The organism is Lelliottia nimipressuralis (assembly GCF_004402045.1).
GTDB classification, from domain to species: domain Bacteria; phylum Pseudomonadota; class Gammaproteobacteria; order Enterobacterales; family Enterobacteriaceae; genus Enterobacter; species Enterobacter chinensis.
Genome location: NZ_SOMG01000009.1, coordinates 1 through 20703, shown reverse-complemented (window position 1 = coordinate 20703; position 20703 = coordinate 1). Strand labels below are relative to the sequence as shown.

Sequence of the window (20703 nt, the reverse complement as noted above, 5' to 3'; positions counted from 1 at the left end):
TTGGCAAATCACGCGCGTCGCGTTGTCTTTTTCGACCTCGATGGAACGCTGCATCAGCAGGATATGTTTGGTACGTTTATGCGTTACCTGCTGCGGCGTCAGCCTTTGAATGCGCTGCTCGTACTACCTCTCTTACCGGCGATCGGTATCTCGCTGCTGGTGAAAGGCCGTGCGGCGCGATGGCCGATGAGTCTGCTGCTTTGGGGATGCACGTTTGGACACAGCGAAGCGCGGCTCAAACAGCTTGAACAGGATTTTGCGCACTGGTTTCGCGGCCACGTCGCCGCCTTTCCGGTGGTGCAGGCGCGCCTCACCGGCTACCTCGACGCCAACGATGCCGACATCTGGCTGATTACCGGCTCGCCGCAGACGCTGGTGGAGCAAGTCTATTTTGATACCCCCTGGCTTCCGCGCGTGAATCTTATCGCCACGCAAATTGCCCGCGGTTACGGCGGTTGGGTTCTGACTATGCGCTGCCTTGGGCATGAAAAAGTGGTGCAACTGGAGAAACGCATCGGTACACCGCTGCGCCTGTACAGCGGCTACAGCGACAGCAAACAGGACAACCCGCTGCTCTATTTTTGCCAGCATCGCTGGCGCGTCACGCCCGAAGGCAAACTACAGCAACTCGAATAGTCTTATCTATAGGGGCTGTGTATAATGCCGCCCGCTTTTAGACTGGAGTATCAACCGTTGTCCAACCCTGAATTCTCACATGAATACTGGATGCGCCATGCGCTTACGCTCGCTCAGCGCGCCTGGGACGAAGGCGAAGTGCCCGTGGGCGCCGTGCTGGTCCACAATAATCAGGTGATTGGCGAAGGGTGGAACCGTCCCATTGGCCGCCACGACCCTACCGCTCACGCCGAAATCATGGCGCTTCGTCAGGGGGGACTGGTGCTGCAAAACTATCGCCTGCTTGATACCACGCTGTATGTGACGCTGGAGCCGTGCGTGATGTGTTCCGGCGCGATGGTGCACAGCCGAATCGGTACGTTGGTCTTCGGGGCGCGGGATGAAAAAACCGGTGCGGCCGGTTCACTGATGGACGTGCTGGGTCATCCTGGGATGAACCACCAGGTGAAGACTATCGGTGGGGTGCTTGCACCAGAGTGTTCGGGGCTATTAAGCGATTTCTTTCGAATGCGCCGTCAGCAGAAAAAGCAGCAAAAGGCAGAATTGAAGCTGTCGGACGATTAAGTTCGTCCGGTGCTACGACCGGGTAACTTTGAGCCAGCTGTTTTGCTTCAGTCGCCTCTTTCTCTTTCTCCAGCAGATACCCGACCAGGCTAATCTGATATTTACGGATATTTTCCACGTAAGCGTAGGCTTCATGGCCGCGCGCATAGCCGTATGTCAGCTTGTTATACCATGGCTTCTGGCTCAGCAGCGGCAGGCGCTGTTTTACGTCTGACCAGCTGTCCGGGTTACCTTTCGTTTTCGCCGTCAGCGCTCGCGCATCAAGCATATGCGCGTAGCCCATATTGTAGGCCGCCAGGGCGAACCAGATCCGCTCTTCTTCCGGCACTGTTTCCGGTACTTTGGCCATCATATCCTGCAGGTAGCGCGCGCCGCCGCTGATGCTCTGTTCTGCATCGGTACGGTCATTCACGCCCAGGCTCAGCGCGGTATTTTTGGTTAACATCATCAAACCACGTACGCCCGTGGGAGAGGTGGCCTGAGTATCCCAGTGGGATTCCTGGTAGGAGATAGCCGCCAGCAGTTTCCAGTCAATCTCCTGTGCGTATTTTTCGAACAACGGCTGCAGGTCCGGCAGAACGCTGTCTACCGCGCGCAGGAAGCTGCGGGTGTCAACGTAGTCAAAGTCATCACCGTGGCCGAGGTACTTCTCCTCGAGACGTGCCAGGGTACCGTCTTCATTGATGGTGTTGAAGAAATCGAGCATTGCGGCAGAGAGGGTCTGATCGTCGTCGAGCTGGGTAAACCAGGTCACGGGCTGCTCGTCGGTGACGTCCAGCGCCACGGCGATTTCAGGATGCACGCGCTGGAACAGGCTGATCGCGACCGAATCGGCGATGGTGTAGGGCACTTTCTGATCTTTAACCTGCTCCAGCAGCTCCGTCGTGCCGAGTTTCGTATCCACCTTCCAGCTCAGGTCCGGATATTTCTTCTCCTTGAGCTCACGCAGATCGTCAATCACCACATGGCCGGGGGCAATGGTCAACTGTTGATCGTTAATTGACGCCAGCGAGCGCGGGCGCAAGCTCCCGACGCGGTAAACCAGCTGCTGTGAAACGGAGTAGTAGGTCGGGCCTGGCTGGTAGTTCTTGCTGCGCTCGCTGTTATAGACCAGCCCGGCGGCCAGCATATCGGCATCGTCGTTATCAAGGTCATCAAACAGCTGGTTTATATTCTGGCGGACGGTGATTTTAAGCTTCACGCCAAGATAATCGGCGAACTGTTGCGCCAGTTCATAATCCAGACCAATGATTTTGCCGTTGATGTCGCTGTAAATCAGCGGGGAGTTGAGGGTACTGACGCGCAATTCCCCCCGCTCCTGAATGGCGGCGATGCGGTTTTCGGCTTTGCCGAACCAGGGGATGGAAGGCCAGAGGGCCACTGCCAGCAGCAACGTTACAATGCCGATGAGCAGATAATTAATCTTTAATTTTTTCAATTAGTTAATTCTCTGCGACGCCGGTTGCCTCAGTCTGCTGTAGCCATGTTAACAATAAGGTTTGCCATTGAATGAGCGGCATTTTGCGTAAACTTGCGTCACTTGGCAACCAATTAGAGATACAGGTCACATCTATTGTTAAACGTCTGTGCAGATTTTATTTCGACGCAAACGGTTTCGTCGACGCTCAGGATTCTTTATAATGACGCCCGTTTTCCCCCCTTGCGCACACTGTAAGCGCCCCGGCGCTTCGAAGACGAGAGACTTATGATGGAAATTCTGCGTGGTTCGCCTGCACTGTCTGCCTTCCGTATCACTAAACTGCTGGCACGTTTTCAGGCGGCCGACCTTCCGGTAAGCAATATTTACGCTGAGTATGTCCATTTTGCTGACCTGAATGCCCCCCTGAATGCAGAGGAGCGCGTACAGCTGGAACGCCTGCTCAAGTATGGCCCAAGCCTGAGCAGCCATACGCCAACCGGCAAACTGATCCTTGCGACGCCTCGTCCGGGCACCATCTCCCCCTGGTCTTCCAAAGCCACCGATATCGCCCACAACTGTGGCCTGAGCCAGATTAACCGTCTGGAACGCGGCGTGGCTTACTACGTGGAAGCCTCTACCCTGAGCGAAGCACAGTGGCAGGCGGTTGCGGCTGAACTGCACGATCGCATGATGGAGAGTGTGTTTGCCTCTCTCGATGACGCGCAGAAGCTTTTCTCCCACCACCAGCCTGCGCCGGTACAGAGCGTGGACCTGCTGGGGCAGGGCCGTCAGGCGCTGATTGACGCTAACCTGCGTCTTGGTCTGGCACTGGCAGAAGACGAAATCGACTACCTGCAGGATGCGTTTGTTAAGCTGAACCGTAACCCGAACGACATTGAGCTCTACATGTTCGCGCAGGCAAACTCTGAGCACTGCCGCCATAAGATTTTCAATGCCGACTGGGTCATCGACGGCGAACAGCAGCCAAAATCGCTGTTCAAAATGATTAAAAACACCATGGAGAAAACCCCTGACCACGTGCTGTCTGCTTACAAAGACAACGCCGCGGTGATGGAAGGTTCCGAGGTGGGCCGCTTCTTCGCCGATCGCGAAGCAGGGCGCTATGATTTCCATCAGGAACCTGCGCATATCCTGATGAAAGTCGAAACCCATAACCACCCGACGGCCATCTCCCCGTGGCCGGGTGCGGCGACCGGCTCCGGCGGTGAAATCCGTGATGAAGGTGCGACCGGTCGTGGTGCTAAACCAAAAGCAGGTCTGGTCGGTTTCTCCGTCTCCAACCTGCGTATCCCGGGCTTCGAGCAGCCGTGGGAAGAAGATTTCGGCAAGCCAGAACGCATTGTGACCGCGCTGGATATCATGACAGACGGCCCACTGGGCGGCGCGGCATTCAACAACGAATTTGGTCGCCCGGCGCTGAACGGTTACTTCCGTACCTATGAAGAGAAAGTGGACAGCCACAACGGCGAAGAGCTGCGCGGCTATCACAAACCGATCATGCTGGCGGGCGGGATCGGCAACATTCGCGCCGATCACGTGCAGAAAGGCGAGATCGTCGTTGGCGCGAAGCTGATCGTACTGGGCGGCCCGGCAATGAACATCGGTCTGGGCGGCGGGGCTGCGTCTTCTATGGCCTCAGGCCAGTCTGATGCGGATCTCGACTTTGCGTCCGTTCAGCGCGATAACCCGGAAATGGAACGTCGCTGCCAGGAAGTGATCGACCGTTGCTGGCAGCTGGGTGAAGCGAACCCGATCCTCTTTATCCATGACGTCGGCGCGGGCGGTCTGTCTAACGCCATGCCGGAGCTGGTCAGCGACGGCGGTCGCGGTGGCCGTTTCAACCTGCGCGATATCCTGAGCGATGAGCCAGGCATGAGCCCGCTGGAAATCTGGTGTAACGAATCCCAGGAACGTTATGTACTGGCGGTTGCCGCGGATCAGCTGCCGCTGTTTGACGAGCTGTGCCGCCGCGAGCGTGCGCCGTATGCCGTCATCGGTGAAGCGACCGAAGAGAAACACCTGTCCTTAAGCGACACCCATTTCGACAACCAGCCGATCGATCTGCCGCTCGACGTTCTGCTCGGTAAGACGCCGAAGATGACCCGCGACGTACAGACCCGTAAAGCGGCAGGCAAAGCGCTGGATCGCCAGGGCATCACCGTGGCGGAAGCGGTCAATCGCGTGCTGCACCTGCCTGCTGTCGCTGAGAAAACCTTCCTGGTGACCATCGGCGACCGCACCGTGACCGGTATGGTATCGCGTGACCAGATGGTTGGCCCGTGGCAGATCCCGGTGGCGAACTGCGCCGTGACCACCGCTAGCCTCGACAGCTACTACGGCGAAGCGATGTCCCTGGGCGAACGCACCCCTGTGGCGCTGCTGGACTTCGCTGCCTCTGCCCGTCTGGCGGTCGGTGAAGCGCTGACCAACATCGCCGCGACGCAGATTGGCGATATCAAACGTATCAAACTTTCCGCGAACTGGATGGCTGCAGCCGGTCACCCTGGCGAAGATGCTGGCCTGTATGAAGCCGTGAAAGCGGTGGGCGAGGAACTGTGTCCTGCTCTCGGCCTGACCATTCCGGTGGGCAAAGACTCTATGTCGATGAAAACCCGCTGGCAGGAAGGCAGCGAGCAGCGTGAGATGACCTCTCCGCTGTCGCTGGTGATCACCGCGTTTGCCCGCGTGGAAGACGTGCGTCATACCGTTACGCCGCAGCTTGCGACCGAAGACAACGCCCTGCTGCTGATTGATCTGGGGCGCGGTGAGAATGCGCTGGGCGCAACCGCGCTGGCACAGGTTTACCGTCAGCTGGGTGATAAACCGGCCGACGTGCGTGACGTGGCGCAGTTAAAAGGCTTCTACGACGCGATTCAGGCGCTGGTGGCGCAGCGTAAGCTGCTGGCCTACCACGACCGTTCCGACGGTGGCCTGCTGGTGACTCTGGCAGAGATGGCCTTCACCGGCCACTGTGGCGTTGAAGCTAACATCGCTACGCTGGGCGAAGACCGTCTGGCGGCACTGTTCAACGAAGAGCTGGGCGCAGTGATTCAGGTTCGTGCGGCAGATCGCGATGCGGTTGAAGCCATCCTTGCGAAGCACGGTCTGGCAGATTGCGTGCACTATCTGGGTAAAGCCGTTCAGGGCGACCGCTTCGTCATTGAAGCAGACGGTCACGCCGTGTTCAGCGAGAGCCGCACCACGCTGCGTATGTGGTGGGCGGAAACCACCTGGCAGATGCAGCGCCTGCGTGATAACCCGGAATGTGCCGATCAGGAGCATAACGCGAAGGCGAATGACCAGGATCCTGGCCTGAACGTGAAGCTCTCCTTCGACATCAACGAAGACATCGCCGCGCCGTACATTGCGACGGGTGCGCGTCCAAAAGTGGCCGTGCTGCGCGAGCAGGGCGTCAACTCCCACGTTGAGATGGCGGCTGCTTTCCACCGCGCAGGCTTTGATGCTATCGACGTTCATATGAGCGACCTGCTGGCGGGCCGCACCGGTCTGGAAGATTTCCAGGCGCTGGTGGCGTGCGGCGGCTTCTCTTACGGCGACGTGCTGGGCGCGGGTGAAGGCTGGGCGAAGTCCATTCTGTTCAACAGCCGCGTGCGTGACGAGTTCGAATCCTTCTTCCACCGTCCGCAAACGCTGGCGCTGGGCGTGTGTAACGGCTGTCAGATGATGTCTAACCTGCGTGAGCTGATCCCGGGCAGTGAAGCCTGGCCGCGCTTTGTGCGTAACCAGTCTGACCGCTTCGAAGCGCGCTTCAGCCTGGTCGAAGTGACCCAAAGCCCGTCTCTGCTGCTGCAGGGTATGGTCGGTTCACAGATGCCAATTGCCGTTTCCCACGGTGAAGGCCAGATAGAAGTGCGTGATGCCGCGCATCTGGCTCAGCTTGAGAGCAAAGGTCTGGTGGCGCTGCGCTTTGTCGATAACTTCGGCAAGGTCACCGAAACCTACCCGGCTAACCCGAACGGTTCCGCCAACGGTATTACGGCGGTGACCAGCGAAAGCGGCCGTGCGACCATCATGATGCCTCACCCGGAGCGCGTCTTCCGTACCGTGAGCAACTCCTGGCACCCGGAAAACTGGGGCGAGGACAGCCCGTGGATGCGTATCTTCCGCAACGCGCGTAAACAGTTGGGTTAAGTTTTAGCGCAGTCACTGTAGGCCCGGTAAGCGCGAGCGCCACCGGGCTTTTTTGTATCTGTCGCAAAATCGCGACAACCCTCTGGGTTAAATGTCTCCAAAAGGAGACATTTAACCCATTGATTTTTATATGGCAGTAAAGGTTCGCGTTAAGGTGTTGCTTAATAGCGACACTTAGCCTGGAAATCATTCAACCGATAATTAACGGGTTAAATGAGTAAAAACCATATATATCAATGTGTTGATTTTTTGTTTTGCATTATGGCACGGGTGTTGCATAATATTAACCAGTGGCTCATTCACCTTCTTATGTCAGCCCCTTCGGGACGCGCTACATAAACTTCGAATGACGCACAAAAAGGTGCCTGCCGTCCAACTACTGATCATAGCGATGCTTTATCAGGCCAGGGCGAAACGTCGAGTTAGGCACCGCCTCATTCCATGACAAAGCCGGGTTTTTACCCGGCTTTGTTGTATCTGAAGGGCAGACTCAGTTACGCTCTGCGTAAACCCCCATTAAGAGAGTAATGCGTTGAAACGCTGGCCCGTTTTTCCCCGCTCCCTGCGACAGCTCGTCATGATGGCCTTCCTGCTGATCCTGCTGCCGTTACTGATCCTTGCCTGGCAGGCGTGGCAAAGTCTGAACGCTCTGAGTGCTCAGGCAGCTTTGACCAACCGCACGACGCTCATTGATGCCAGGCGCAGTGAAGCGATGACCAACGCCGCGCTGGAGATGGAGCGAAGCTATCGCCAGTATTGCGTGCTTGACGATCGGACGCTGGAAAAGGTTTATCAGAGTCAGCGTAAACGCTACAGCGAAATGCTGGACGCTCACGCGGGGGTATTGCCTGACGACAAACTCTATCAGGCGTTACGTCAGGATTTGAACGACCTTGCGCAGCTGCAGTGCCACAATAGCGGGCCGGATGCTGCCGCCGCCGCGCGGCTTGAAGCCTTTGCCAGCGCTAACACCGAAATGGTGCAGTCAACGCGCACGGTGATTTTCTCTCGCGGCCAGCAGCTCCAGCAGGAGATTGCCGAGCGCGGCCAGTTCTTCGGCTGGCAGGCGCTGGTGCTGTTCCTGGTGAGTCTTGGGCTGGTCCTGCTCTTTACCCGCATGATCATCGGCCCGGTGAAGGGCATCCAGCGTATGATCAACCGCCTGGGGGAGGGGAAATCGCTCGGCGATACGGTCGCCTTTAAAGGTCCGCGTGAGTTACGCTCCGTCGGCCAGCGCATTATCTGGCTGTCCGAGCGCCTGGCGTGGCTTGAATCTCAGCGCCATCAGTTTCTGCGCCATATCTCTCATGAGCTCAAAACGCCGCTGGCCAGCATGCGTGAAGGGACGGAGCTGCTGGCGGACGAAGTGGCAGGGCCCCTTACGTCAGAACAGAAAGAAATCGTCGAGATCCTGGATAACAGCAGCCGCAATCTGCAAAAGCTGATTGAGCAACTGCTGGATTACAACCGCAAGCTGGCTGACGGGGCGGTTGTACTGGAGGACGTCGAGATTGAACCGCTGGTGGATATGGTGATCTCCGCCCATAGCTTGCCGGCAAGAGCTAAAATGATGCATACCGGTGTAGAACTGAATGCGCCAGCGTGCCTGGCTGAACCCATGCTGCTGATGAGCGTTCTGGATAATCTTTACTCCAATGCGGTGCACTATGGTACTGAATCCGGTAACATTTATATCCGAAGTTATACGAATGGTTCACGGGTGTTTATTGACGTCGCAAACACCGGCACCCCGATCCCCGATGACGAAAAAACCATGATCTTCGAACCTTTTTTCCAGGGAAGTCATCAGCGGAAAGGCGCGGTTAAAGGAAGCGGTCTTGGCTTAAGCATCGCCCGGGACTGTATACGACGCATGCAGGGCGAGCTAAACATTGCCACGGACGACCGTGCCGACGTTTGCTTCCGTATTGAACTGCCCCTGAGCCGGAAAAATTAATAAAATGAATCTATGTCTGGTGAGTATGTCACACGTCTTTTTCCGCGCCGTACGCGCGGTGTTTTCCAGCAACACGCTTCGCCTGGGTCTGCCCTGTTTATTTCTGGCAGGCTGCGTTTCCCATGTGCCGCAAAGTGCGATCAGCGGTAAACAAGAAGATAAATGGCCCGATAATCAGCTGGCAGATTTCCTCTCAACCCGCTGTGACGATATCTGGAACCTGTCAGGCCATGATGTCGAAAGCAACCCGCTGTTCTGGCTGCGTGGAATAGACTGCGCCCAGCGTCTTGCGCCAGTAGACGCCCGCTCGAAAGCGGCGATGCTGGATGACGACACCTGGCAGGACGCTTTCAAGCGCGGCATTTTACTGGCAGATGCAAAAATAACCCCCATTGAACGCCGCGCCAATGTGACCCGACTGGACACGTTTGTGGTCAATCTTCCGGTACAGGTACGCCCGGTCTACCAGCTCTGGCGCGATGGGCAGACGTTACAGCTTCAGCTGTCTGAAGAACGCTCCCGCTACAGCAAGCTGCAACAGGCCACCGACAGCGAGCTTGATACGCTGCGTCAACAGCAACAGCATTTGCGTACGCAGCTGGATACTACGACGCGTAAGCTGGAAAACCTGACCGATATCGAAAGACAGCTCTCGTCGCGTAAATATCAGCCGGGGAGTTCATCCGCTGCACCGGACAGCGATACGCCGAAACAAGAGGATGTGAAGCATGACGAGCCGTAAACCTGCCCATCTCTTACTGGTGGATGACGATCCCGGGCTGTTAAAGCTGCTGGGGATGCGTCTGGTGAGTGAAGGCTACAGCGTCGTAACCGCTGAAAGCGGGCTGGAAGGGCTGAAGATCCTCAGCCGCGAGAAAATCGATCTGGTGATAAGCGACCTGCGGATGGACGAAATGGACGGCCTGCAGCTGTTCGCGGAGATCCAGAAGCAGCAGCCGGGAATGCCCGTGATTATCCTGACGGCGCACGGTTCGATCCCGGATGCGGTTGCGGCGACGCAGCAGGGGGTGTTCAGCTTTCTGACCAAGCCGGTGGACAAAGATGCGCTTTATAAAGCTATCGACAGCGCGCTGGAACATGCCGCCCCGGCGGGTGATGAAGCGTGGCGGGAGTCTATCGTCACCCGCAGCCCCATTATGCTGCGTTTGCTCGAACAGGCCCGGATGGTGGCACAGTCGGACGTTAGCGTGCTCATCAACGGTCAGAGCGGAACCGGGAAAGAGATCCTGGCGCAGGCTATTCACAACGCGAGCCCACGCAGCAAAAACGCCTTTATTGCGATCAACTGCGGCGCGCTGCCGGAACAGCTGCTCGAATCTGAACTGTTTGGGCATGCCCGCGGCGCATTTACCGGAGCGGTAAGCAGCCGGGAAGGGCTGTTCCAGGCCGCAGAAGGTGGCACACTTTTCCTGGACGAGATTGGTGACATGCCTGCTCCGCTGCAGGTCAAACTGCTGCGCGTGTTGCAGGAGCGAAAAGTCCGCCCGCTGGGCAGCAATCGCGACATTGATATTAACGTGCGTATTATTTCGGCAACGCACCGCGATCTGCCAAAAGTGATGGCCCGCAACGAGTTTCGCGAAGATCTCTACTACCGTCTGAACGTCGTGAACCTGAAGATCCCGGCGCTGGCCGAACGCGCGGAAGACATTCCGCTGCTGGCGAACCATCTTTTGCGCCAGGCGGCCGATCGTCATAAACCGTTCGTGCGTGCGTTTTCCACTGATGCGATGAAACGGCTGATGACCGCAAGCTGGCCGGGTAACGTGCGTCAGCTGGTCAACGTGATTGAGCAGTGCGTGGCGCTGACCTCCTCACCGGTTATCAGCGACGCGCTGGTGGAGCAGGCGCTGGAAGGGGAAAACACGGCGCTGCCGACGTTTGCCGAAGCGCGGAATCAGTTCGAGCTTAACTATCTGCGTAAGCTATTGCAGATAACCAAAGGCAACGTGACCCATGCGGCGCGCATGGCCGGACGCAACCGCACCGAGTTCTACAAGCTGCTGTCGCGTCATGAGCTTGAAGCCAACGATTTTAAAGAGTAGTACCGCAAAATTCGATTGAATATGATACTGTGAGCAATCGATTACGAGGCAGCTTACAGGCAAGCGTTTAAGGACCCACCATGAAAAAGATTGATGCGATTATTAAACCTTTCAAACTGGATGACGTGCGTGAAGCGCTGGCGGAAGTCGGCATCACCGGGATGACAGTAACGGAAGTGAAAGGTTTTGGTCGTCAGAAGGGCCACACCGAGCTTTACCGTGGCGCGGAGTACATGGTCGACTTTCTGCCGAAAGTGAAAATTGAAATCGTGGTCAGCGATGATATCGTGGATACCTGCGTGGATACCATCATTCGTACCGCGCAGACGGGCAAAATTGGCGACGGGAAAATCTTCGTCTTTGACGTGGCGCGCGTGATCCGTATCCGTACCGGCGAAGAAGACGACGCCGCGATTTAACATTGCCAACGGTTTTGTAGGCCGGGTAAGGCGCAGCCGCCACCCGGCAAAAAAAAAGCCCCTCGTTTGAGGGGCTTTTTGCGTTACAGCACCTTATGAGGCCCGAAACATTCGTAGTGAATGTTGTCTTTATCCACGCCCAGCTCCACCAGCTGCTTCGCGGCATACTGCATAAACGCCACTGGCCCACAGACGTAGAACTGCATATCCGGCGCGCTGAACGCCCCTTCATGTTTGCTTAAATCCATCAGCCCTTCGCTGTCAAAGCGAGCGGCGGCGCGGTCGGCTTCCGTCGGCAGGCGATACCAGGTATGTGCGGTAAAGCGTGGCAGTTCTGCCGCCAGCGCGTTGACTTCATCAGCGAAGGCATGGACATCACCGTTCTCGGCGGCGTGGAACCAGTTTACCTGGGCGCTGTGCTGTGATGCCGCAAGCGTATCCAGCATCGCCAGCATTGGCGTTTGACCCACACCTGCGGAGATCAGCGTGACTGGCGTAGTCGTTTCAACGGTCATAAAGAAGTCGCCGGCAGGTGCGGCCAGATGGACCACGTCACCTACGTTAGCCTCGTTGTGCAGCCAGGTGGATACCTGACCGCCGTCCTCGCGCTTCACCGCAATGCGATAGCCTTTTCCGTTTGGCTTGCGGGTGAGGGAATACTGGCGGATTTCCTGGTGTGGGAAACCTTCAGGTTTGAGCCACACGCCCAGATACTGCCCTGGCTGATAATCGGCCACTGGCTGACCGTCCACCGGCTCAAATTCGAAGCTGGTGATCAATGCGCTGCGCGGCGTTTTCTCAACGATGCGGAACGCGCGGGTTCCTTCCCAGCCACCTTTCTTGCCGGCGTTTTCGCTGTAGATCTGTGCTTCACGGTTGATAAATACGTTTGCCAGCACGCCGTAGGCTTTGCCCCATGCGTCCAGAACCTCCTGACCCGGGCTGAACATTTCGTCCAGCGTTGCCAGCAGGTGACCGCCCACAATGTTGTACTGCTCGGGTTTGATCTGGAAGCTGGTATGTTTCTGGGCAATTTTTTCCACCGCGGGCAGCAGCGCAGCCAGGTTCTCTATATTGCTGGCGTAGGCCGCGATGGCGTTGAACAGGGCTTCGCGCTGATCGCCGTTACGCTGGTTGCTCATGTTGAAAATTTCTTTGAGTTCAGGGTTATGCGTGAACATGCGATCGTAGAAATGGGCGGTCAGTTTAGGACCGGTTTCCACCAGCAGGGGAATGGTGGCTTTAACGGTAGCAATGGTTTGAGCGTCGAGCATAGCAGCTTCCTTCTGATGTGACTTTAATGATGTATTTTAAATGCATCTTATAAAAAATACCCCTGCGTTGTAAATGGTTCTTTGCAAGATGAAAAATATGCATCACAAACCTGAAAAGAAATCCGCTGAAAATGGCGAGGGCTTTATTCCTCAAACCCTTGCGTGGCGCGAAGGAAAACGTTTGCGTAAAATCGTTTGTCAAGACCTGTTATCACAGAACTAATCAGTTATACTGTTGCCCGTCGTCCAACAGGACTGCCTTTTCAGGCCAAAATTTACTTGTTAGCTGAGTCAGGAGATGCGGATGTTAAAGCGTGAAATGAACATTGCCGATTATGATGCCGAACTGTGGCAGGCTATGGAGCAGGAAAAAGTACGTCAGGAAGAGCACATCGAACTGATCGCCTCCGAAAACTACACCAGCCCGCGCGTTATGCAGGCGCAGGGTTCTCAGCTGACCAACAAATATGCTGAAGGTTACCCAGGCAAACGCTATTACGGCGGTTGCGAGTACGTTGATATCGTTGAGCAGCTCGCTATCGACCGTGCGAAAGAACTCTTTGGCGCTGACTACGCGAACGTCCAGCCACACTCTGGCTCTCAGGCTAACTTCGCGGTCTACACTGCGCTGCTGCAACCGGGCGATACCGTTCTGGGTATGAACCTGGCGCAGGGCGGCCACCTGACTCACGGCTCCCCGGTTAACTTCTCCGGTAAACTGTACAACATCATCCCTTACGGTATTGATGAGTCCGGTAAAATTGATTACGAAGACATGGCTAAGCAGGCCAAAGAGCACAAGCCGAAGATGATCATCGGTGGTTTCTCTGCTTATTCCGGTATCGTTGACTGGGCAAAAATGCGTGAAATCGCAGACAGCATCGGCGCTTACCTGTTCGTCGACATGGCGCACGTTGCCGGTCTGATTGCCGCAGGCGTTTACCCGAACCCGGTTCCACATGCTCACGTTGTGACCACCACCACTCACAAAACCCTGGCGGGTCCACGCGGTGGCCTGATCCTGGCGAAAGGCGGTGATGAAGAGCTCTACAAAAAACTGAACTCCGCTGTGTTCCCAAGCGCGCAGGGCGGCCCTCTGATGCACGTTATCGCGGCAAAAGCGGTAGCACTGAAAGAAGCGATGGAGCCAGAGTTCAAAGTTTACCAGCAGCAGGTTGCTAAGAACGCCAAAGCGATGGTGGAAGTGTTCCTGAACCGTGGCTACAAAGTGGTGTCTGGCGGTACTGAAAACCACCTGTTCCTGCTGGATCTGGTTGATAAAAACCTGACCGGTAAAGAAGCTGACGCAGCCCTGGGCCGCGCCAACATCACCGTGAACAAAAACAGCGTGCCAAACGATCCGAAGAGCCCGTTTGTGACTTCCGGTATCCGTATCGGTTCTCCGGCTGTGACTCGCCGCGGCTTTAAAGAAGCGGAAGTGAAAGAACTGGCAGGCTGGATGTGTGACGTTCTGGACAACATCAATGACGAAGCAGTTATTGAGCGCGTTAAAGGTAAAGTTCTGGATATCTGCGCACGCTTCCCGGTATACGCATAATTCCTCTGCTGTGCAGAAATAAAAAAGGCCGCGCTTGCGGCCTTTTTTTATGGCTTAACGCCGGTCCAGGGAAATGGCACCGGGACCGACGATGGCCAGTAAAATAAAAGCGCCCGCAATACTGATATTCTTGTAGAAGTTAATCATATTCGGCACAACCGCATCACCGGTCATATCCCAGTAGTGATGACCAATTACCGCGGTGCCCAGCGTGTAAAACACAAACAGTACCGCGAGAGGGCGGGTGAAAAAGCCCAGTACGATCAGGATGGCGGCAGGCACTTCCATCACCACCGCAATAATGGCCGCCAGCATGGGCATCGGCGTGCCCAGCGAGGTCATATATTGTACGGTGCCGCTAAACCCCGTCAGTTTTGGATAACCAAAGATAATAAACAGCACGACAAGCGCGATGCGGCCAATCAACAGCAGCAGGTGACGTGACTGACCGAAATCGAAATAACGTAGTGAGTTCATGGCAGAAAAACCTCTGCAAGTGGAGTAATTTAAACGTAATACATATTTTCATTCCCTGCCATAAGCCAGGCGACTGCACAAGATGTTAATTTTTCGTTAATTTATAGCAGGCTATCGACTTGCTTAATTTTTATATTCTCGCCAGACTATGGCCTCGATTTCGGGAGGGATTCATGGTCTTGCATTCCACGCGCTGGCTGGCGCTCAGTTATTTCACCTATTTCTTTAGCTACGGTATTTTTCTGCCCTTCTGGAGCGTCTGGCTCAAGGGTATCGGCCTGACTCCTGAGACCATCGGTGTCCTGCTGGGGGCCGGGCTGGTGGCGCGTTTCCTCGGCAGCCTGCTGATTGCCCCGCGCGTCAGCGATCCCTCCTTACTGATCAAGGCTGTGCGTATTCTTGCGCTGCTGACGCTGGTCTTTGTGGCCTGCTTCTGGGTCAGCAATCAGTTTGCCTGGCTGATGGTGATAATGGTTGGCTTTAACCTGTTCTTCTCACCGCTGGTGCCGCTGACGGATGCCCTGGCGAACACCTGGCAAAAGCAGATCACCATGGACTACGGTCGCGTGCGCCTGTGGGGCTCCATTGCGTTTGTGATTGGCTCTGCGTTGGTGGGTAAACTGGTTAGCCTTTACGATTACCGCGCCATTCTTGCCCTGTTGAGCATCGGCATAACCTCTATGCTGTTGGGCATGCTGCTGCGGCCGTCAGTAATGCCGCAAGGAGAAAGCCGCCATCAGGAGAGCGCAGGCTGGCCCGCCTGGCGGAGCCTGGTCGCACAAAGCTGGCGTTTTCTGGCGTGTGTTTGTCTGCTTCAGGGGGCACACGCGGCGTACTATGGGTTCAGCGCCATCTACTGGCAGGGTGCGGGATATTCTGCTTCTGCCGTCGGCTACCTGTGGTCGCTGGGGGTAGTGGCCGAAGTCGTTATATTCGCTCTGAGCAAAAAGCTGTTCCGTCGCTTTGGCGCGCGTGACCTGCTGCTGCTTTCCGCCGTGTGCGGCGTGGCGCGCTGGGGCATTATGGGCTGGACGACCGATCTGCCGTGGCTGATTGTGGCGCAAATTCTTCACTGCGGCACGTTTACCGTGTGTCATCTGGCGGCGATGCGCTATATCGCTGCGCGCGAAGGTGGGGACGTTATTCGTCTGCAGGCGGTGTATTCGGCGGTCGCAATGGGGGGCAGTATTGCGATCATGACGGTCTTTGCGGGGTTCCTCTACCAGCATCTGGGGCATGGTGTCTTCTGGGTAATGGCACTGGTTGCCTTACCTGCAATCGTTGTTCGCCCTAAAGTGGCCGCTCGCCCGTCGCTATGATTCCAGCATGGCGCGAATATGTTCTTGCTGCTGCGCGTTTAATGTCTCAACGGCATGAATCAACGGCGGCGAGAACAGCGGCAGGACTGTAGGGTAGGGGGTGATAACCAGCGCGGCCTCGCGCGGTGCCCCCTCTTTCTGGAAAGCCTGCAGCGTCAGATAGCGAATATTGAGCGGCAGCAGCGTCAGCTCGCGAAGCTGCTGTTCAATCAGATCCTCACAGGCTTTATCGTCTCCCGTCAGCAGGATCACCTGTTTTTCGTGCAGATCGGTCTCCTGCATCAGCCAGGCACCGAAAATGACCGCGACAAGGCTCATCTCTTCATCGGAAAAACGCAGCCCAAATTCCGCTTCCAGCTCGAACAGCGCTTCCTTTGTTGTACGTAACAGTCGGGGATAGAGGCGATGGATCTCCTCCGGCAGGCTATTGTCGATGCCGATCTCAAACAGCGAGCGGTCCAGCGCCTGAGCAAGATGAATATACAGCTGATCGGTCAGCCCTTGCTCATCGCTGAAGTTCATCCCGGTCTGCGAGCGAAAACGCGCCACCATGCGCACGATGGCCCGGCGCAAACGTTGGTCCTGCTGGTGTTTATCGAGCACCGGATCGGGCGTGCGGAGCATCATAAACAGGAGCGCCAGAAACAGTTGTTCATCGCCGTGAGCACCCTGCGGGACGCGCCGTTTCCAGTGCCGGACGATCTCCTGCGCTGTAAAATACTCCCCTCTCGACTGGGTCCAGCTGCGCTGAGTGTGGGAAAACTGCGGGGTATTCCCCAGTTGGTGCTGAATAAGGCAGTATTGCAAATAGAGCTGTAAAAACTGGACGTCGCGGCATTCAAACTGGCGCTGGAGCTTGCGCGAGCAGAAGTTGATCAACGCTCGCAGGTTTGCATCGTCGTAAAGCGGCCGCGCAATGCCGTGTTGTTTAAGCGCGGTTTTTAATGCCGGGGTAAACTGGTGTGAGACAAATTGCGGACAAAGCCGCAGTGCCCGGCGCAGCCAGTGCAGCAGGCATAAACGCTGATTCAGGGCTGTGCCTTCAATCCGGTAGCAGCCGTCGTGGTGCGTGACGATATCCAGCCGGTGATAGCGCTGGATTTCATCGCGCGTCTCGGCTATATCTTGCCGTGCCATCGCGTCGTCCACGCCGTTGGCAGCGATTATGCTCTGTGCGGTGACGGCAGCATCGGGCAGGTAAAGCATTAAAAGCACCTGGCAGCGGCGCTGCGAACTGGAAAGCACAGATGGAATTTCAAGCGTCGGCATCATCTGTCGGGTATCCAGTGTGAATGTTTGATAAGAATAGCTAAAGGATGGGCGCTGAAAAGCGCGTCGGCAGGCCTTTCACTCAGGATTGCTGGGGAACATCACAGAATTTTTGACGTGAGGAATTGATGCAAACAGTTAAACAAAGTGCGATGGCGTTATTTTTGGCGGCGATCGGTTTCACTGCCAGCGCACACCCTCACAGTTTTATTGCCCTCAAAACCGAGCTGGTCACCGACGGCACGCAGCTGAGCGGACTGAAAATGCGCTGGACGATGGATGAAATCACCTCGGCTGACCTGCTCTATGATGCGGGGAACGCGAAGCCCGGTGATGAAATCTGGAAAAAGCTGGCGGCGGAAGTGATGGCCAACGTGCTCGGCCAGCACTACTTTACTGAGTTCTGGCATAACGGACAAAAGGTCAAATTTCTGAACCGTCCCACGGAATACGGCATGACGCGGGACGGGCATCAGGCGGTGCTGACGTTTGTGCTTCCCCTGGCGCATCCGCAGCCGCTGGCAGGGCAGACATACACCTTTTCCACGTTCGATCCCACCTACTACGTTGATATGCGTTATGCACAGAAGAGTGACGTGCAGCTGCCGACTGTCCTGCAAAAAACCTGCAAGCTCGCGGTGCATACGCCGAAGCCAAGCGAAGAGACGCTGAACTTTGCGGTCTCTCTCGACAAGGAAGATGCACCGCCTGAGGATATGGAGTTGGGTAAACAGTTCGCGCAGGAGGTAACGTTACAATGTCAGTGATCGCCTCGTCCGTTCGAAAGCCGCGCCGCTGGCTGCATCTCTGGCCGCTGGCGCTCTTTTTACTGCTGGCCGTTTGCGGCGCGCTGTGGCTGTGGCAGGCCTGGCCGCAGGTGATGATGAAAAGCATTGTCTGGCAGCGTGAGGTCAACCAGCAGATGAGCGGGTTACTCAAAGCGGTAGCGGATAACCCGTCTAAAGCGGGCGGTTCCCTGCTGGCGTTCAGTTTTATCTATGGCGTTCTGCACGCGCTGGGGCCGGGGCACGGCAAAATCGTCATCACGACCTGGCTCGCCACACATCCGTCGAAGCTGAAATCGAGTATCGGCCTGACGCTGGCCTCTTCGCTGCTTCAGGGGGGCGTGGCTATCGGGCTGGTCGTGGTTGTCCTTTCGCTGTTACAGCTTCCCGCGCGCCAGCTGCATATGAGCAGCTTCTGGCTGGAGAAGGGGAGTTATGCACTGGTGGGCGTGCTGGGGCTTATCCTCTGCTGGCGGGCGCTGAAAAAACTGCGCGTGCTGCTGCAAAAACCGAAATTTAAAACCTTCATGCCGCACCACGTGCATGATGAAAACTGCGGCTGCGGGCATCAGCATCTGCCCACGCAGGAACAATTACAGAGTGGCGATGACTGGCGCGCGCGGCTGATGATTGTGCTTTCGATGGGCATGCGCCCGTGCTCGGGAGCAATCATGGTGCTGCTGTTCAGTAAGGTGATTGGCGTGTTCGGCTGGGGAATGCTGTCTGCGCTGGCGATGGCGGCAGGAACGTCATTGACGATTTCGTCTCTGGCTCTGCTGGTTCACAGCTTCCGTCAGCTGGCGGTCAAACTCAGCGGCAATAAAACGCCGGTGCTATGGCGGCAGGTTGGCTGGACAACGCTTGCGCTGGCGGGGGGCTTGATTTTGCTGGTGGCGGCGGTGACGATGTGGATGAGTGCGGTGCCGCCAGGAAGGGGATTGCGGCCGTTTTAGTTGGGATCCCCTCTCCCACAGGGAGAGGGAATTTTCGGCATTAGCGCTTCAGCGCATCGCTCAGTTCATCACGCATGTTTGCCAGCATGGCTTTAACAACGCGTGGGTTACCTGCAACGATGTTGCCGGTAGACATGTAGTTATGGCCGCCGGTGAAATCGCATACGATCGCACCTGCTTCACGCGCGATCAGCTCGCCCGCCGCAAAATCCCATGGCTTCAGTGACAGTTCGAAGTAGCCATCAACGCGGCCGGTTGCCACGTAGGCCAGATCCAGCGCCGCAGAACCGGTACGACGGAAGTCCGCACATTCGGTAAACAGTTTGCCCAGGATATTCATATAGGTGGTCGCGTGCTGTTTCGCCTTGAACGGGAAACCGGTCGCCAGGATGGTGCCGTCCAGATCGCGTGCGTTGCTGCAGCGCAGACGGTAGCCGTTCAGCTGTGCGCCCTGACCGCGGGTAGCGGTGAACAGTTCGTTACGCATTGGATCGTAAACAACGGCGACTTCAGTACGGCCTTTAATGCGTACTGCGATAGACACAGAGAAGTGTGGCAGGCGTTTTACGAAGTTGGTGGTGCCATCCAGTGGATCGATAACCCATTGAACATCCTGATCGGTACCTTCATGTTCACCGCTTTCTTCGGTGATGATGGTGTGCTGCGGGTAAGATTTGCGGATTGTTTCGATAATAATCGCTTCTGCGGCTTTATCGACGTTAGTCACGAAATCATTGCTGCCTTTCTGGCTGGTTTCTACGGAGTCTGGCGTTTCGTAGTGTTTGGCAATTACATTACCCGCCTTGCGCGCTGCGCGCACGGCGATGGTCAGCATCGGATGCATCGGTCTCTCTCACTGGATGTTAAAGAACAGGAAAATCGGCGCAGAGTATAGCAGCGGGATCGGATTATGTCTCCCGTTTATGATAATATGCCGGAATATTCTTCAGACACTGAATTCAGACATTAAAAATTATGCTGCAAAACATTCGAATCGTGCTGGTCGAAACATCGCACACTGGCAACATGGGCTCCGTTGCCCGCGCTATGAAAACCATGGGCTTAACGAACCTGTGGCTGGTTAACCCGCTGGTAAAACCCGACTCGCAGGCTATTGCTCTGGCGGCCGGTGCCAGTGACGTGATCGGCAATGCGCAGATCGTTGATACCCTTGACGAAGCCCTGGCCGGTTGCAGCCTGGTGGTGGGGACCAGCGCGCGCTCGCGTACGCTGCCGTGGCCAATGCTGGACCCGCGTGAATGTGGCCTGAAAAGTGTTTCTGAGGCTGAACAGGCACCGGTTGCGCTGGTATTCGGCCGCGAGCGCGTTGGCCTGACCAACGACGAACTGCAGAAATGCCACTACCACGTCGCCATAGCGGCGAACCCGGAATACAGTTCCCTGAACCTGGCGATGGCGGTGCAGGTAATCGCCTATGAAGTGCGTATGGCCTGGCTGGCGACGCAGGAGAAAGAGGTAGAACATAAAGAAGAGACGGCCTACCCGCTGGTAGACGATCTGGAGCGCTTTTATGGCCACCTGGAGCAGACGTTGCTCTCAACCGGCTTTATCCGTGAAGGCCATCCAGGTCAGGTGATGAACAAGCTGCGTCGCATGTTCACCCGTGCGCGCCCTGAAAGCCAGGAGCTGAATATCCTGCGCGGGATTCTGGCGTCGATTGAGCAGAAGAATAAAGAGTAGTGTCGTCTGTTCGCCGGGTGGGGGGGGGGGGGGGGCCCCCGGGGAAAAAAAACTGGGGGGGGGGGGGGCGCCCCCCCCCCCAAAAAAAAACCCAAAAAAAAAAAAAAAAAAAAAAAAATAAACATATTAGTA

Annotated in this window: 17 protein-coding genes; 12 read left to right on the top strand and 5 right to left on the bottom strand. The window is 56.3% G+C overall.

The genetic code is table 11. The features are described from left to right. Together yfhb and tadA are read left to right on the top strand one after the other, a co-directional pair. Complete coding sequence (gene yfhb / locus E3U32_RS03150) at positions 1–636, top strand: phosphatidylglycerophosphatase C (RefSeq protein ID WP_134347607.1); 636 nt, start codon at positions 1–3, stop codon at positions 634–636. Positions 637–660: 24 nt separating this feature from the next. After that, the gene (tadA, locus tag E3U32_RS03145) at positions 661–1200 is read left to right on the top strand and encodes a tRNA adenosine(34) deaminase TadA (RefSeq protein ID WP_134347606.1); all 540 of its coding nucleotides are present in this window, start codon (positions 661–663) and stop codon (positions 1198–1200) included. Here the strand turns inward: tadA and mltF are convergent. Then, positions 1088–2638, bottom strand: coding sequence for a membrane-bound lytic murein transglycosylase MltF (gene mltF, locus E3U32_RS03140; protein WP_134347605.1), 1551 nt, complete (start codon positions 2636–2638; stop codon positions 1088–1090). The genes tadA and mltF overlap by 113 nt on opposite strands. A 267-nt stretch (positions 2639–2905) precedes the next feature. Between mltF and purL the strand changes: the two genes are divergently transcribed. From purL to glnB, 5 genes are all read left to right on the top strand, one after another. After that, positions 2906–6793, top strand: a complete 3888-nt coding sequence (gene purL, locus E3U32_RS03130; protein WP_134347603.1) for a phosphoribosylformylglycinamidine synthase — start codon at positions 2906–2908, stop codon at positions 6791–6793. Positions 6794–7325: 532 nt separating this feature from the next. After that, the gene (qseE, locus tag E3U32_RS03125; protein WP_134347602.1) at positions 7326–8750 is read left to right on the top strand and encodes a two component system sensor histidine kinase QseE/GlrK; all 1425 of its coding nucleotides are present in this window, start codon (positions 7326–7328) and stop codon (positions 8748–8750) included. A 4-nt stretch (positions 8751–8754) separates the two neighbouring features. Then, positions 8755–9492, top strand: a complete 738-nt coding sequence (qseG, locus tag E3U32_RS03120) for a two-component system QseEF-associated lipoprotein QseG (RefSeq protein ID WP_134347601.1) — start codon at positions 8755–8757, stop codon at positions 9490–9492. Continuing rightward, on the top strand, positions 9479–10816 hold the full coding sequence (gene glrR / locus E3U32_RS03115; protein WP_047346771.1) for a two-component system response regulator GlrR: 1338 nt from the start codon (positions 9479–9481) through the stop codon (positions 10814–10816). Before qseG ends, glrR begins: the two co-directional genes overlap by 14 nt. Before the next feature lie 80 nt (positions 10817–10896). Next, positions 10897–11235: a nitrogen regulatory protein P-II gene (glnB, locus tag E3U32_RS03110; RefSeq protein WP_003860685.1), complete on the top strand. Its 339-nt coding sequence runs from the start codon at positions 10897–10899 to the stop codon at positions 11233–11235. Positions 11236–11318: 83 nt separating this feature from the next. Here glnB and hmpA read toward each other — a convergent pair whose 3' ends face one another. Next, positions 11319–12509: an NO-inducible flavohemoprotein gene (gene hmpA, locus E3U32_RS03105; RefSeq protein WP_134347600.1), complete on the bottom strand. Its 1191-nt coding sequence runs from the start codon at positions 12507–12509 to the stop codon at positions 11319–11321. A gap of 304 nt (positions 12510–12813) precedes the next feature. Here hmpA and glyA point away from each other — a divergent pair, with 304 nt between their 5' ends. Beyond that, complete coding sequence (gene glyA, locus E3U32_RS03100) at positions 12814–14067, top strand: serine hydroxymethyltransferase (RefSeq protein WP_008502165.1); 1254 nt, start codon at positions 12814–12816, stop codon at positions 14065–14067. Positions 14068–14121: 54 nt separating this feature from the next. On the opposite strand, the gene E3U32_RS03095 is transcribed toward glyA, so the two are convergent. Then, on the bottom strand, positions 14122–14544 hold the full coding sequence (locus E3U32_RS03095) for a DoxX family protein (protein WP_023333046.1): 423 nt from the start codon (positions 14542–14544) through the stop codon (positions 14122–14124). A 173-nt stretch (positions 14545–14717) separates the two neighbouring features. Here E3U32_RS03095 and E3U32_RS03090 point away from each other — a divergent pair, with 173 nt between their 5' ends. Then, entirely contained in the window at positions 14718–15863 is a 1146-nt protein-coding gene (locus E3U32_RS03090) for a 3-phenylpropionate MFS transporter (RefSeq protein WP_134347599.1), read from the top strand. Here E3U32_RS03090 and csiE read toward each other — a convergent pair. Continuing rightward, entirely contained in the window at positions 15858–17135 is a 1278-nt protein-coding gene (gene csiE, locus E3U32_RS03085; RefSeq protein WP_134347598.1) for a stationary phase inducible protein CsiE, read from the bottom strand. The genes E3U32_RS03090 and csiE overlap by 6 nt on opposite strands. Positions 17136–17260: 125 nt before the next feature. Here csiE and E3U32_RS03080 point away from each other — a divergent pair, with 125 nt between their 5' ends. Both E3U32_RS03080 and E3U32_RS03075 read left to right on the top strand, forming a co-directional pair. Further along, positions 17261–17899, top strand: coding sequence for a DUF1007 family protein (locus E3U32_RS03080; protein WP_134347597.1), 639 nt, complete (start codon positions 17261–17263; stop codon positions 17897–17899). Beyond that, positions 17890–18870: a nickel/cobalt transporter gene (locus E3U32_RS03075; protein WP_134347596.1), complete on the top strand. Its 981-nt coding sequence runs from the start codon at positions 17890–17892 to the stop codon at positions 18868–18870. Before E3U32_RS03080 ends, E3U32_RS03075 begins: the two co-directional genes overlap by 10 nt. Positions 18871–18910: 40 nt before the next feature. On the opposite strand, the gene suhB is transcribed toward E3U32_RS03075, so the two are convergent. Continuing rightward, positions 18911–19714 carry an inositol-1-monophosphatase gene (gene suhB, locus E3U32_RS03070; protein WP_003860668.1) on the bottom strand — a complete coding sequence of 268 codons (804 nt, stop codon included), beginning with the start codon at positions 19712–19714 and terminating at the stop codon, positions 18911–18913. A gap of 131 nt (positions 19715–19845) precedes the next feature. On the opposite strand from suhB, the gene trmJ reads away from it, so the two are divergent. Next, the gene (gene trmJ / locus E3U32_RS03065; protein WP_134347595.1) at positions 19846–20571 is read left to right on the top strand and encodes a tRNA (cytosine(32)/uridine(32)-2'-O)-methyltransferase TrmJ; all 726 of its coding nucleotides are present in this window, start codon (positions 19846–19848) and stop codon (positions 20569–20571) included. Positions 20572–20703 lie beyond the last annotated feature (132 nt).

What these genes read in the sequence shown, in the direction of transcription:
- qseG (WP_134347601.1), top strand. Translation starts at nt 8,755, where the DNA reads ATGAATCTATGTCTGGTGAGTATGTCACACGTCTTTTTCCGCGCCGTA.
- tadA (WP_134347606.1), top strand. Translation starts at nt 661, where the DNA reads ATGCCGCCCGCTTTTAGACTGGAGTATCAACCGTTGTCCAACCCTGAA.
- hmpA (WP_134347600.1), bottom strand. Translation starts at nt 12,509, where the DNA reads ATGCTCGACGCTCAAACCATTGCTACCGTTAAAGCCACCATTCCCCTG.
- csiE (WP_134347598.1), bottom strand. Translation starts at nt 17,135, where the DNA reads ATGATGCCGACGCTTGAAATTCCATCTGTGCTTTCCAGTTCGCAGCGC.
- glnB (WP_003860685.1), top strand. Translation starts at nt 10,897, where the DNA reads ATGAAAAAGATTGATGCGATTATTAAACCTTTCAAACTGGATGACGTG.
- E3U32_RS03075 (WP_134347596.1), top strand. Translation starts at nt 17,890, where the DNA reads ATGTCAGTGATCGCCTCGTCCGTTCGAAAGCCGCGCCGCTGGCTGCAT.
- E3U32_RS03080 (WP_134347597.1), top strand. Translation starts at nt 17,261, where the DNA reads ATGCAAACAGTTAAACAAAGTGCGATGGCGTTATTTTTGGCGGCGATC.
- E3U32_RS03095 (WP_023333046.1), bottom strand. Translation starts at nt 14,544, where the DNA reads ATGAACTCACTACGTTATTTCGATTTCGGTCAGTCACGTCACCTGCTG.
- E3U32_RS03090 (WP_134347599.1), top strand. Translation starts at nt 14,718, where the DNA reads ATGGTCTTGCATTCCACGCGCTGGCTGGCGCTCAGTTATTTCACCTAT.
- trmJ (WP_134347595.1), top strand. Translation starts at nt 19,846, where the DNA reads ATGCTGCAAAACATTCGAATCGTGCTGGTCGAAACATCGCACACTGGC.
- suhB (WP_003860668.1), bottom strand. Translation starts at nt 19,714, where the DNA reads ATGCATCCGATGCTGACCATCGCCGTGCGCGCAGCGCGCAAGGCGGGT.
- glrR (WP_047346771.1), top strand. Translation starts at nt 9,479, where the DNA reads ATGACGAGCCGTAAACCTGCCCATCTCTTACTGGTGGATGACGATCCC.
- purL (WP_134347603.1), top strand. Translation starts at nt 2,906, where the DNA reads ATGATGGAAATTCTGCGTGGTTCGCCTGCACTGTCTGCCTTCCGTATC.
- glyA (WP_008502165.1), top strand. Translation starts at nt 12,814, where the DNA reads ATGTTAAAGCGTGAAATGAACATTGCCGATTATGATGCCGAACTGTGG.